The organism is Pseudomonas sp. EL_65y_Pfl2_R95 (assembly GCF_963971045.1).
Classification (GTDB): domain Bacteria; phylum Pseudomonadota; class Gammaproteobacteria; order Pseudomonadales; family Pseudomonadaceae; genus Aquipseudomonas.
Genome location: NZ_CAXAOV010000001.1, coordinates 437,334 through 449,340, shown reverse-complemented (window position 1 = coordinate 449,340; position 12,007 = coordinate 437,334). Strand labels below are relative to the sequence as shown.

General features: G+C 56.5%; 11 protein-coding genes and 3 tRNA genes. 12 read left to right on the top strand and 2 right to left on the bottom strand.

Annotated elements, in window-relative coordinates:
• Position 1 precedes the first annotated feature (1 nt).
• The 12 genes from truA to AACY09_RS02045 all read left to right on the top strand — a co-directional run bounded on the left by truA (position 2) and on the right by AACY09_RS02045 (position 9,449).
• A complete protein-coding gene (truA, locus tag AACY09_RS02100; protein WP_339485773.1) occupies positions 2-868 on the top strand; it encodes a tRNA pseudouridine(38-40) synthase TruA in 867 nt (288 codons plus the stop codon).
• 132 nt (positions 869-1,000) lie between these two features.
• On the top strand, positions 1,001-1,621 hold the full coding sequence (locus tag AACY09_RS02095; protein WP_339485771.1) for a phosphoribosylanthranilate isomerase: 621 nt from the start codon (positions 1,001-1,003) through the stop codon (positions 1,619-1,621).
• Positions 1,622-1,736: 115 nt separating this feature from the next.
• Positions 1,737-2,636 (top strand): acetyl-CoA carboxylase, carboxyltransferase subunit beta, encoded by a 900-nt coding sequence (gene accD, locus AACY09_RS02090; protein ID WP_339485769.1) that lies wholly within the window; start codon positions 1,737-1,739, stop codon positions 2,634-2,636.
• Entirely contained in the window at positions 2,633-3,940 is a 1,308-nt protein-coding gene (gene folC / locus AACY09_RS02085; protein ID WP_339485768.1) for a bifunctional tetrahydrofolate synthase/dihydrofolate synthase, read from the top strand. Before accD ends, folC begins: the two co-directional genes overlap by 4 nt.
• The gene (locus AACY09_RS02080; protein WP_339485766.1) at positions 3,924-4,568 is read left to right on the top strand and encodes an SPOR domain-containing protein; all 645 of its coding nucleotides are present in this window, start codon (positions 3,924-3,926) and stop codon (positions 4,566-4,568) included. Before folC ends, AACY09_RS02080 begins: the two co-directional genes overlap by 17 nt.
• Positions 4,569-4,635: 67 nt before the next feature.
• A complete protein-coding gene (locus AACY09_RS02075) occupies positions 4,636-5,181 on the top strand; it encodes a CvpA family protein (protein ID WP_339485765.1) in 546 nt (181 codons plus the stop codon).
• A gap of 60 nt (positions 5,182-5,241) precedes the next feature.
• Entirely contained in the window at positions 5,242-6,747 is a 1,506-nt protein-coding gene (gene purF / locus AACY09_RS02070) for an amidophosphoribosyltransferase (RefSeq protein WP_339485764.1), read from the top strand.
• 48 nt (positions 6,748-6,795) lie between these two features.
• A complete protein-coding gene (locus tag AACY09_RS02065) occupies positions 6,796-8,007 on the top strand; it encodes an O-succinylhomoserine sulfhydrylase (protein WP_339485763.1) in 1,212 nt (403 codons plus the stop codon).
• Positions 8,004-8,795, top strand: a complete 792-nt coding sequence (locus AACY09_RS02060; RefSeq protein ID WP_339485762.1) for an SDR family oxidoreductase — start codon at positions 8,004-8,006, stop codon at positions 8,793-8,795. The genes AACY09_RS02065 and AACY09_RS02060 overlap by 4 nt, the downstream gene beginning before the upstream one ends.
• Before the next feature lie 288 nt (positions 8,796-9,083).
• A tRNA-Val gene (locus AACY09_RS02055) sits at positions 9,084-9,159 on the top strand.
• A 34-nt stretch (positions 9,160-9,193) separates the two neighbouring features.
• Positions 9,194-9,270 (top strand) — tRNA-Asp (locus tag AACY09_RS02050).
• Between the two features lie 102 nt (positions 9,271-9,372).
• Positions 9,373-9,449, top strand: a tRNA-Asp gene (locus AACY09_RS02045).
• Between the two features lie 263 nt (positions 9,450-9,712).
• Here AACY09_RS02045 and AACY09_RS02040 read toward each other — a convergent pair.
• Both AACY09_RS02040 and AACY09_RS02035 read right to left on the bottom strand, forming a co-directional pair.
• Positions 9,713-10,756 carry an AraC family transcriptional regulator gene (locus tag AACY09_RS02040; protein ID WP_339485761.1) on the bottom strand — a complete coding sequence of 348 codons (1,044 nt, stop codon included), beginning with the start codon at positions 10,754-10,756 and terminating at the stop codon, positions 9,713-9,715.
• Positions 10,747-11,880, bottom strand: a complete 1,134-nt coding sequence (locus tag AACY09_RS02035) for a carbon-nitrogen hydrolase family protein (protein WP_339485760.1) — start codon at positions 11,878-11,880, stop codon at positions 10,747-10,749. The genes AACY09_RS02040 and AACY09_RS02035 overlap by 10 nt, the downstream gene beginning before the upstream one ends.
• Positions 11,881-12,007: the final 127 nt, after the last annotated feature.

Below are 12,007 nucleotides of genomic sequence, written 5' to 3'. Positions count from 1 at the left end.
AATGTCTGATGCTCCATCTACAACGGCGGCCGAAAGGGCCGCCGTTGGCGTTTTCAAAATAGCCCTTGGGGTTGAATACAAAGGCTCCCGTTATCGTGGCTTCCAACGCCAGAAGGCGGGTGTGCCCACCGTTCAGGAGTCGCTTGAAAAGGCTATTTCGAAAGTAGCGGGCGGTGTGCCAATCACCCTCAGTTGTGCCGGGCGTACCGATGCATTGGTGCATGCGAGTGCGCAGGTGGTGCATTTCACCACTGCAGTCGAGCGCAGCATGCATGCCTGGGTGATGGGCACCAATATGAATTTACCCGGCGATATCAGTATTACGTGGGCGAAGAGCATGCCGGCGCACTTTGATGCGCGCTTTTGTGCGCAAGCCCGGCGCTACCGCTATGTGATCTATAACGACCAGATTCGCCCTGCGCACATGGCTGAAGAGGTCACGTGGAATCACCGTCCGTTGGATGTTGAGCGAATGCGGGCTGCGGCCGAACATTTTGTCGGCACTCACGACTTCAGTGCATTTCGTGCGCGCCAGTGTCAGGCCAAGTCACCGATCAAGACCGTGCATCATTTGCAACTGCTTGAGCATGGGCGTTTTATAGTGCTGGATATTCGCGCTAATGCCTTTTTGCATCACATGGTGCGTAATATCGCGGGTGTGCTGATGACTATTGGCGCCGGTGAGCGTCCGGTGGAATGGGCCAAAGAGGTCTTGGATACGGGCGTTCGGCGTACCGGCGGGGTTACTGCGCACCCGTATGGTCTGTATCTGGTTCAGGTCGATTACCCGACGGAGTTCGATCTGCCGACCCGTTATCTGGGCCCGCACTTTTTATCCGGCCTGCCAGATGTCATGGCTGAAAACTAAGCGGCGCGACAAGGGTCGCGGCCATTATCGCTGCTTGGGTCAAGGCTGTTTATGATGCACGGGGAGCAGGCGGCGCGTTAAGCTGTCCAATTGGATTATTCTTGAGCATGTTTGGATAAAGGAAATCAGTCGTTGTCAGTCGTTCGAAGCAAAATTTGCGGAATTACCCGACTTGAAGATGCTCGCGCTGCGATAGCGGCGGGGGCCGATGCGATTGGTTTTGTGTTTTACCCGAAAAGCCCCCGGGCCGTGACCATCGAGCAGGCGCAGGCGATTTTGGCCAGCTTGCCGCCCTTTGTCACCACTGTTGGCCTGTTTGTCGATATGCCCCGTGAAGCATTGGTGCAACTGCTTGAACAGGTGCCGCTGGACCTGCTGCAGTTTCATGGCGACGAGACGCCTGAGCAATGCGAGGGGTTTGGTCGGCCTTATATCAAAGCGTTGCGGGTTAAGCCGGGTGTTGATGTCGCTCATCAGATTGCAGCCTTTGCCTCGGCCAGCGGCATCTTGCTTGATACCTTTGTTGCAGGTGTTCCCGGCGGAACAGGGGAGGCCTTTGACTGGTCATTGGTGCCCCAAGGCCTGGAAATGCCGATTATTCTGGCAGGCGGGCTTACGCCTGATAATGTGCAGGCGGCAATTATGCAGGTTAAGCCCTACGCCGTTGATGTCAGTGGCGGGGTAGAGGCGAGTAAGGGTCTCAAGGATTCGAGTAAGGTCCAGGCCTTTATTAAAGCGGTGCGTAACAGTTGATGTGACGGTTTATCGAGCTTGGCCGTCCATAAACCTATTGCACCTGTGCAGACGCTATTTGTTTGAATATGCAGCGCACTGACATATTCAGAACCACAGCTTGGGAGAAAAGAGCATGAGTAACTGGTTGGTAGATAAGCTGATTCCGTCGATCATGCGTTCTGAGGCTGCCAAGAGCTCAGTACCAGAAGGCCTGTGGCATAAATGCCCGTCATGCGATGCGGTTCTTTATAAGCCAGAGCTCGAGAAGACGCTGGATGTATGCATCAAGTGCAACCACCATATGCGCATCGATGCACGTACCCGTCTGGATATCTTTCTGGATAAAGAAGGCCGTGAAGAAATCGGTGCTGATCTTGAGCCGGTTGATCGCCTGAAGTTCCGCGACAGCAAAAAGTACAAAGACCGTATCGTGGGTGCGCAGAAGCAAACCGGCGAAAAAGATGCACTGGTTGCCATTAGCGGTACGCTCGAAGGTATGCCAATTGCGACTTGTGCCTTTGAGTTTTCCTTTATGGGCGGTTCAATGGGTGCTGTTGTGGGTGAGCGCTTCGTTCGCGCAGCCAATGTGGCTTTGGAAAAACGCTGCCCCTTGGTGTGTTTCTCTGCCTCCGGCGGCGCGCGCATGCAGGAAGCGTTGATCTCGTTGATGCAGATGGCTAAAACCTCGGCGGTGCTGGCGCGCATGCGTGAAGAGGGTCTGCCGTTTATCTCTGTGCTTACCGACCCGGTTTACGGTGGTGTATCCGCGAGTCTGGCAATGCTGGGCGATGTGATTGTTGCTGAACCTAAAGCGTTGATCGGTTTTGCGGGGCCGCGGGTGATCGAGCAAACCGTGCGCGAAAAACTGCCGGAAGGCTTCCAGCGCAGCGAGTTCTTGATTGAGCACGGCGCCATCGACATGATCATTTCGCGCAGCGAATTGCGTCCTCGTCTGGCCCGCCTGCTTGCGCAAATGCAGCACCTGCCTACGCCATCTCGCACCACCGCACCGGTTGAGACGGCCTCTGCATGAGCCAACGCTCTTTAGCTGATTGGTTGGCGTATCTGGAGCAGTTGCATCCAAGCGCCATAGATATGGGCTTAGAGCGCTCTCGCCAAGTCGCACAGCGCATGGGGCTGGTCCAGCTGGCCCCGTTGACCATCACTGTCACAGGCACCAATGGCAAAGGCTCGACCTGCGCCTTTATTGCTGCCCTGCTTGAGCAGCAAGGCTTGAGGGTTGGGGTTTACAGCTCTCCGCATCTGCTGCGTTATAACGAGCGGGTGCAAATCGCCGGTAAAGAAGCCAGTGATGAACTGCTTTGTGAGGCATTTGCCGCCGTTGAGGCGGCGCGCGGCGATATTTCCCTGACCTACTTCGAAATGGGCACGCTTGCCGCATTTTGGCTGTTCAAGCGCCAGCAACTCGATGCTGTGGTGCTTGAAGTCGGCCTGGGTGGGCGTCTGGATGCGGTTAATCTGCTTGATGCCGATATCGCCCTGGTTACCAGCATTGGGGTTGATCACAGCGATTGGCTGGGCGACACCCGCGAGTCTGTGTCCTTCGAAAAAGCGGGTATCTATCGCGCTGGCAAGCCTGCCTTGTGCGGGGATGCAAATCCTCCGCAGCCATTGCTAGACCATGTTGCTGAACTTGAAGCGCCGTTTTTTCTGCGCGGACGTGACTACGACCTGCGCATAAATGAGCGGGATTGGGCATGGCGTGGGGTCGATGGCCAAGGCGCTGCCTTGGAACTTATCGACCTGCCATTACTCGATTTACCCATGGAAAATGCCGCGTTGGCACTGCAAGCCTATGCATTGACAGGACTTGCATGGCAACCTAGACAGATTGAGCGTGCATTGTCGGGCACTCGCGTAACGGGGCGACTTGATCGTCGTGTGATCCATTGGCAAGGAAAGCCCCTGACGTTATTGCTCGATGTTGGGCATAATCCCCATGCAGCAGAGTATTTGGCGCGACGTTTGGCAGCGAAACCGGTCGTGGGTAAGCGTTCTGCGGTCTTTGCTTTGCTGGCCGATAAAGACCTTGCTGGTGTGGTATCGCCATTACTGGCCCATATTGCGCACTGGGCTGTGGCACCATTGCCGACAAGTCGCACGCGACCTGCAGCAGAACTTGCCGAGTACCTAGTGGCAAATGCGGCACCGGTAGCGGTTTTTGATGATGTGCGTTGTGCATTGGAGGCACAATGCGCTAAAGCCTCGGCGGGAGATGAAATTCTTTTGTTCGGGTCGTTTTATTGTGTGGCCGAGGCCTTGGAATGGCTGGCGGGCCATGCCATTGGAGTAGGTCAGGATGGCTTTGCTGGATAAAAACTTGCTGCAACGTATTGTTGGCGCCTTGGTGTTGTTGGCCTTGGCGATTATTTTTATCCCTATGCTGTTATCCCGGCAGGATGAAACCCAGCGGGTTGTGGTTGATGCGCCAAGCATGCCGCAAGCCCCGGTGATGCCTGAAATCGAAATGCAACCGGTTGCCGTGCCGAAGCCGCAGGTTATCGAAGAGCCGTCTGAACAAGCCGATCAAGGCCCTGATCCTATCGCCGATATTATCGAGCAAAATAGTGATGAGCCGGTCAATCCGGTGCCCGCGACGCCATCCCCAGAGGCGCGTGAGCAGGCCAAAGTCGAGGCTGCGACCCGTGCTGAGCAATCGGTGGCAGAAGCTGAGAAGCCTGTGAGTCGCCTGGATGCCAATAGCCTGCCGGTGAGCTGGTCGGTGCAGTTGGCCAGTTTGTCCAATCGCGCTAGCGCAGAAACCTTGCAAAAGACCCTGCGAGCTCAGGGCTATAACGCCTATATCCGTACCTTTGAAGGCATGAATCGAGTCTTTGTTGGTCCTCTGGTTGAGCGTGCCGAAGCGGATCGCCTGCGTGATCAGTTGAACCGCAAGCAGAAACTGAACGGATTTGTTGTTCGTTTTAAACCAGAAAGCAGTTGATCGACTGCTTACTCAGAGCGCTCTGCTCTGTTAAAATACAGCGCCATTTCTGTCGGTAGCCTGAATCGTGGTATTTACCTGGGTCGATTGGGCCATTATCGCCGTTATCGGCGTATCAAGTTTGATCAGTTTGAGCCGCGGCTTCGTCAAAGAAGCCTTGTCGTTGCTTACCTGGATCATTGCGGGTGCTGTTGCCTGGATGTTTGGTGGCGCACTCTCTCATCATCTCGAAGGCTTTATTCAAACACCGTCGGCTCGAGTCATCGCCGCGTGTGCGTTGCTGTTCATTGCCACGCTGATGGTCGGTGCGCTGGTTAATTATCTGCTTGGGGAATTGATCCGCGTGACCGGGTTGTCCGGTACCGATCGTTTCCTCGGCATGGTCTTTGGCGCGGCGCGGGGCGGTTTGCTGGTGGTGCTGCTGGTCGGCTTGGTTAGCTTGGCGCCAGTACAGGAAGATCCGTGGTGGCAGCAGTCGACGCTGGTGCCGCATTTTTTATTGGTGGCTGACTGGTCGAAAAACCTGATTTTAGGGATGTCCAGTGAGTGGCTTGCAAGTGGCATCAGTGCTCCGGCTGAGCTGCCGTTTAAACAGGTTCTCACACAGCCCTAATCGGGGCAGTATTGAGTACATTGCGATTTAGTCTGTTTCTCAAAGTAGGGGTTGCGCCACATGTGCGGCATTGTCGGTATCGTCGGTAAATCGAACGTCAATCAGGCGCTGTATGACGGTTTGACCGTTCTCCAGCACCGCGGCCAGGATGCTGCCGGTATTGTGACCAGTCACGATGGTCGCCTGTTCCTGCGCAAGGACAACGGTCTGGTGCGTGATGTGTTCCAACAGCGCCATATGCAGCGTCTGGTTGGTCACATGGGCATTGGCCATGTGCGCTATCCAACGGCTGGCAGCTCAAGCTCGGCTGAAGCACAACCGTTCTACGTCAACTCGCCGTATGGCATCACCTTGGCGCACAACGGTAACCTGACTAACGTTGAACAACTGGCCAAGGAGATTTACGAATCTGACCTGCGCCACGTCAACACCAACTCGGACTCTGAAGTGCTGCTCAACGTGTTCGCGCACGAACTGGCGCAGCGTGGCAAGTTGCAGCCGACTGAAGAAGATGTGTTTGCCGCAGTCAGCCAGGTACACGAGCGTTGCGTTGGTGGTTACGCGGTGGTGGCAATGATCACCGGTTACGGCATCGTCGGTTTCCGCGACCCGCACGGCATTCGCCCGATTGTCTTTGGGCAGCGCCACACCGATGAAGGTGTTGAGTACATGATCGCGTCGGAAAGCGTCTCCCTGGATGTGCTGGGTTTCACCCTGATCCGCGATCTGGCGCCAGGCGAAGCGGTCTACATCACTGAAGACGGCAAGCTGTTTACCCGTCAGTGTGCGACCAACCCACAGTACGCACCCTGCATCTTCGAACACGTCTACCTGGCGCGTCCTGACTCGATCATGGACGGCGTTTCGGTCTATAAAGCCCGTCTGCGCATGGGTGAGAAGCTGGCCGAGAAAATCGTCCGCGAGCGTCCTGATCACGATATCGATGTGGTTATTCCGATCCCCGATACCAGTCGCACCGCTGCGTTGGAATTGGCCAACCATCTGGGTGTGAAGTTCCGCGAAGGCTTTGTCAAGAACCGCTATATCGGTCGTACCTTCATCATGCCGGGGCAAGCGGCGCGCAAGAAATCAGTGCGCCAGAAACTCAACGCCATCGAGCTTGAGTTCCGCGGCAAGAACGTGATGCTGGTTGATGATTCGATTGTGCGGGGCACCACCTGCAAGCAGATCATTCAAATGGCGCGTGAGGCGGGGGCGAAGAATGTTTACTTCTGTTCTGCCGCGCCTGCCGTGCGTTATCCGAATGTCTACGGCATCGACATGCCAAGCGCTCACGAGTTGATCGCACACAATCGCAGCACCGAACAGGTGGCCGAGTTGATTGGTGCCGACTGGTTGATCTATCAAGACCTTGAGGACTTGATCGATGCGGTGGGTGGCGGCAAGATCAAGATCGATAAGTTTGACTGCGCGGTGTTCAATGGTGAGTACGTCACCGGCGATGTCGATGAGTTCTACTTGAACAAGATCGAGCAAGCGCGTAACGACTCGAATAAGGTCGCATCGCAAGCGGTCAGTGCGATTATTGGCCTTTACAACGATTGATACCTTGGGGCCGCTTATGCGGCCCCATTGCTTTGAAGAGGGAATGAGATGTCTCAAGATTGGGATGCCGGCCGCCTGGATAGCGACTTGGAAGGTGTTGGCCTTGAAACCCTGGCCGTTCGTGCCGGTCAACACCGTTCGCCGGAGGCAGAGCACAGCGAGGCGTTGTACCTGACCTCCAGCTATGTGTTCCGCACTGCGGCGGATGCCGCGGCGCGTTTTGCTGGTGAAGTGCCGGGCAATGTCTATTCGCGTTACACCAACCCCACTGTGCGAGCGTTCGAAGAGCGTATTGCGGCCATGGAAGGGGCTGAACAAGCCGTCGCAACCTCGACCGGGATGTCAGCCATTCTGTCGATCGTCATGAGCCTGTGCTCGGGCGGTGACCATGTGCTGGTTTCACGCAGTGTCTTCGGCTCAACCATCAGCTTGTTCGAGAAGTACCTCAAGCGTTTTGGGGTTGAAGTCGACTATGTGCCCCTGTCTGATCTGAATGCTTGGTCTGGGGCCTTCAAGCCGAACACTAAATTGCTGTTTGTTGAGTCGCCGTCCAATCCCTTGGCTGAGTTGGTTGATATCGCCGCATTGGCTGAAATCGCCCACAGCAAAGGCGCATTGCTCGCAGTCGATAACTGTTTCTGCACCCCGGCGCTGCAGCAGCCGCTGAAGCTGGGTGCCGACATAATCATGCATTCTGCGACCAAGTACATTGATGGCCAAGGGCGCAGCATGGGCGGTGTGGTTGCCGGTCGTAGCGAACTGATGAAAGAGGTTGTCGGCTTCTTGCGCACAGCGGGCCCAACCCTGAGTCCATTCAATGCCTGGATCTTCCTTAAAGGTCTGGAAACACTCAGTGTGCGTATGCAGGCGCATTGTGCCCGTGCTCAGCAACTGGCGCAGTGGCTGGAACAGCAGCCTGGCATTGAGCGGGTGTATTACGCGGGTTTGCCGAGCCACCCTCAGCATGAGTTGGCCAAGCGGCAACAGAGTGCCTTCGGGGCGGTGGTGAGCTTTGAGGTTGCGGGTGGTAAAGAGGCTGCATGGCGCTTTATTGATGCCACGCGGGTGATTTCGATCACCACTAATTTGGGTGATACCAAAACCACTATCGCCCACCCGGCAACCACCTCCCATGGTCGCTTGTCGCCACAAGAGCGTGCCAATGCAGGGATCGGCGACAACCTGATTCGTGTGGCGGTCGGTCTTGAAGATGTGTCGGATCTGCAAGCGGATCTGGCCCGTGGTCTGGCAGCGCTTTGAGCGATCACGCCGAAGCCGACTGGCAGCTTGATGTCGGCGCTCCGACCACTGGCAAGGTAGCGCTGGTGACCGGGGCCGCACGCGGCATTGGCTTGGGGATCAGCGCTTGGTTGATCGCTGAAGGTTGGCAGGTGGTGCTGGCCGATGTTGACCGAGCACGTGGCGCCAAGGTCGCAAAGGCCTTGGGCGAAAATGCCTGGTTCGTGGCCATGGATGTCGCCGATGAAGAACAAGTGACACTGGGTGTTGCCCAAGTGCTGGGTCAGTTTGGCCGGCTTGATGCGCTGGTTTGCAATGCGGCAATCTCTGAGCCACACAGTCTTGATCTTGAGAGCCTCAGTCTGTCGCGTTGGAACAAAACCCTGGCAATCAATTTGACTGGCCCCATGCTGCTCGCCAAGCACTGTGTGCCGTATTTGCGCGCACACCGTGGTGCCATCGTCAACCTGACCTCGACCCGCGCCCATCAGTCCGAGGCCTGCACCGAAGCGTATGCCGCGAGCAAAGGCGGTCTATTGGCCCTGACGCACTCGCTGGCGATTAGTCTTGGGCCTGATGTGCGGGTTAATGCCGTGAGTCCTGGCTGGATCGATACCCGCGACCTCAGTGAGCAGCGCGCCGAGCCATTATCGGCGACCGACCATGGTCAGCATCCAGTGGGGCGTGTGGGCACAGTGCAAGACGTTGCGGCGATGGTGGCGTGGTTGCTGTCGAGTCGTGCCGGCTTTGTCACTGGGCAGGAATTTACCGTCGACGGCGGCATGACTAAAAAGATGATCTACCAATAGACCATTGGCCAGCCTGTGCCCGTCAGGGTGGATGACGATTTTTTCCTCCGTCACTTGCAATGCGGACAGTGCAATCGTTAAGCAATGCTTTGCTCGACTCGCTTCGCGGCTATGCGGTTTTTATCCGACTGTGGAGGGCGATTCTGTATCGGCTTGATCAGCAAATGATCAGCCGCTAATCAGCTGCTTTCGGAATTCGATTTATTTGCCCTGTTTTGAGAAAAACTTTAAGCAGGGTATTGACTTAGGTGCGCCCCCCGCGTAAATTTCGCGTCCTCGCAAAGGCAAGGGTGATTAGCTCAGCTGGGAGAGCATCTGCCTTACAAGCAGAGGGTCGGCGGTTCGATCCCGTCATCACCCACCACTTTGTGAGTTTGAACCTAGGTTCAGAAAAATGCGCAGCGGTAGTTCAGTTGGTTAGAATACCGGCCTGTCACGCCGGGGGTCGCGGGTTCGAGTCCCGTCCGCTGCGCCATATTTTCCATGACGAGTTTACTCGGCATGAGGTAAGCACAAGCCAACTTGGTTGTACTGCCAGATGAAGTAACGTGTTTTAGGGTGCAAGCCCAACGAACATGCAGCGGTAGTTCAGTTGGTTAGAATACCGGCCTGTCACGCCGGGGGTCGCGGGTTCGAGTCCCGTCCGCTGCGCCAAATACGAAACCCTCAGATAGCAATATCTGAGGGTTTTTTATTGCCCGCAATTTGCTGTCATTCAAGTGTCATCCTGGCTTTTTAAACTGCGCCTACGCGGTCTCGCGTCGATGAGTAAAGACAAAGGTGATGCTATGGACGACTATCAAGACGAGTTGCTTGAAGCCCACGCCGGTGAGTTGGATGTGCCGGAACTGACTGAAGACGCCACAGAGTTGTAGGTCGGTCTTCAAGCGGCGCTGCAAGTGGCCGCAAAATGCTCGTTAGAGCGACAGGCGCTGTGTTCGGCGAAACTCGCCAGGGGTTTGCCGGTTCCAGCGCTTAAAGGCGCGCTGAAAGGCCTCGGCAGACGCAAAGCCGAGCAAGTAGGCAATCTCCCCGAATGCCAATTCAGTGTCGCGAATATAAGCCACTGCCAGCTCATGGCGGGTCTCATTGAGAATGGCGCGAAACTGAGTACCTTCCTCGGCCAGTTTGCGGCGCAGGGTCCAAGTGGGCATCTGTAGGCGTGTGGCCACCTCCTGTAAGTCGGGCTCGCGACCGTGGAGTAATGGCCCTAGTAATTGAATGATGCGCTCCCGCAGGCTGCGCGTGCGGGTCAATTGCTCCAGTTCGCGCTCACACAGCTCCAATAAGTGCAGCCAAGTGCTTGAGCAGTGTTGCGGATTGCGCAGGTTCAGCACGGCTTGGCCCAGACGTAATTGATTATGCTCGGCTGCAAAGTCAACGGTGCACGCCAGCGCAGGCTCATACTCATCGCTGTAACTGGGCGCAGGGAACTCAATGTGCGCGCGCTCAGGGATGATCAACTGCTGTGCAACCTGTCCCAGTTGCTGGGTCCAGCCTGCGAGGACTGAGTCGATAACAAAGCGGTTGTAGGCGTTGTATGGACTGATCGAGTAAAAACGCAGCCAAGCCCCTTGGTTGTCTTCTGCAAAGTTGGCCTGGCCACGATAATTCGAGGCGTACAGCGGTTCGAAGCGAATCAGGCTGCGTGCAGCTTCCCGCACTGTCGGCGCCTGGGCTGCGGTGACGCCGGCAAGCCCAAGCTGGCTCAGGCGGCTGAGTTTGCCCATGGTCAGACCTAAGCCCGGTTGACGACTTTGTTCAATAGCGGCGTGACCCAGGCGCATATACCGCGGAATCGACAGGCGTGCGCGAGGGGTCGCCAGGCGAGCGGGATCAAGGCCATAGCGCTCAAGCAGGTCCAGCGGGTTTTGCCCATAGCTGCGCAAGGCCTCGGCCAAGCTGTCGACAAAGCCAACAGATAGGTCGCCGAGGCGGATGCGCGGGCTTTTTACAGCCATAGATTAACGAGGTGAGCGCCGCGCTTGTCGCCTGCAATTGCGTGGTTGTGGCCGTCGCTGACTACGCTGCGGCCATCAATGCCCATGCGCCAAAGTTGACCGCGCATAAACACCATGGCGCCAGCATGGGCGCCACTGTCCTGCAAGTGGTTGGGTATTGCCAGCTGCTGCCAGGCTTCACCTTCACTGACACTGTCGTCGGCCAAGGTCTGACTCTCGGGCTTGGCGGCGTGCTTGTAGCCTTTCCACGGTTTGTTCCATTGGGTTTTGCCTTTGACGAAACCGGGCACTGCCAGCAGCTCGGTACCCAGTTTGGCCAGTGCTGCGTAACTGGTGGGATACCAACTGTCGGTGCCGATTAATACGGCGAGTCGCCCGGCAGGGGTGTCGAAGGTGTGCAATTGTTCAAGCGGGGCGGCGGCGATGATGCTGCGCTCGCGACTGGACGGGTAGACCTTGCGCTGTGGCTGGCCGATGGTTTTACCGTCGGCGCCATAGACCACGCTGATGTTGTACAGCGGGCCATCGCCGATGCGCAGGGCGCCATCTTCGTTGCGCGGTTCTGGCAGAACGATGGAGCCCGCCACCAGGGTGATGCCAAAATCTTTGGCCAGACCGCTGAACAGCGTCTGGTAATCAGCCGCCATTTGCTCGGCCTTCAGGCGAAACAAGGCATCGCTGAAGTCTTTATTGCTCGGGGTGCCGAGCAGGGCTTGTGGTACGCCAAGCGGATGACTGGCAGCCAGCCATTTGATCGCTTCTTGCAGGCTGTCACTTTTATAGAATTCCGGTTTCTCGCCCGCCGCGACCAGCCAGGTGCCAATGTGCTCGGGGAGGATGGCAATGGTTTTGGCATTTATGAGGCCTTCACTGCGCGCTTTCTCAAGGTAGGCTGCAAGTTTAAGGTGCAGGGCCTCGCGGCTCTGATAATCACTGGCAAACAACAGCGGCTGAATGCCCAGCAGGTTACCGCGTTCAGCCGGCTGACCCTGGTTAACACTGATTTCACTGCTGAGGTCGGTCAGGATGATGCCGACATCCGGGCGTTGTTGCGCCCAGTAGACATAGCCACCGGCGCTGCCAAGGACAAGGATAAAGATGCTGATGGTAATAAATAGGCGCATGGTCGTTCAGCGTTGAGGGTTCGCTGCTCAGGGTAGGTGAGCCTATGGCTGTTGCCAAGAGGGCGCTGCACATTTGGATCAATAAGTTGTTAGTTAGGGTCATTGAGCTGTGCGCTTGGGCTATTTA

What these genes read in the sequence shown, in the direction of transcription:
- truA (WP_339485773.1), top strand. Translation starts at nt 2, where the DNA reads ATGTCTGATGCTCCATCTACAACGGCGGCCGAAAGGGCCGCCGTTGGC.
- accD (WP_339485769.1), top strand. Translation starts at nt 1,737, where the DNA reads ATGAGTAACTGGTTGGTAGATAAGCTGATTCCGTCGATCATGCGTTCT.
- folC (WP_339485768.1), top strand. Translation starts at nt 2,633, where the DNA reads ATGAGCCAACGCTCTTTAGCTGATTGGTTGGCGTATCTGGAGCAGTTG.
- AACY09_RS02080 (WP_339485766.1), top strand. Translation starts at nt 3,924, where the DNA reads ATGGCTTTGCTGGATAAAAACTTGCTGCAACGTATTGTTGGCGCCTTG.
- purF (WP_339485764.1), top strand. Translation starts at nt 5,242, where the DNA reads ATGTGCGGCATTGTCGGTATCGTCGGTAAATCGAACGTCAATCAGGCG.
- AACY09_RS02065 (WP_339485763.1), top strand. Translation starts at nt 6,796, where the DNA reads ATGTCTCAAGATTGGGATGCCGGCCGCCTGGATAGCGACTTGGAAGGT.
- AACY09_RS02040 (WP_339485761.1), bottom strand. Translation starts at nt 10,756, where the DNA reads ATGGCTGTAAAAAGCCCGCGCATCCGCCTCGGCGACCTATCTGTTGGC.
- AACY09_RS02035 (WP_339485760.1), bottom strand. Translation starts at nt 11,880, where the DNA reads ATGCGCCTATTTATTACCATCAGCATCTTTATCCTTGTCCTTGGCAGC.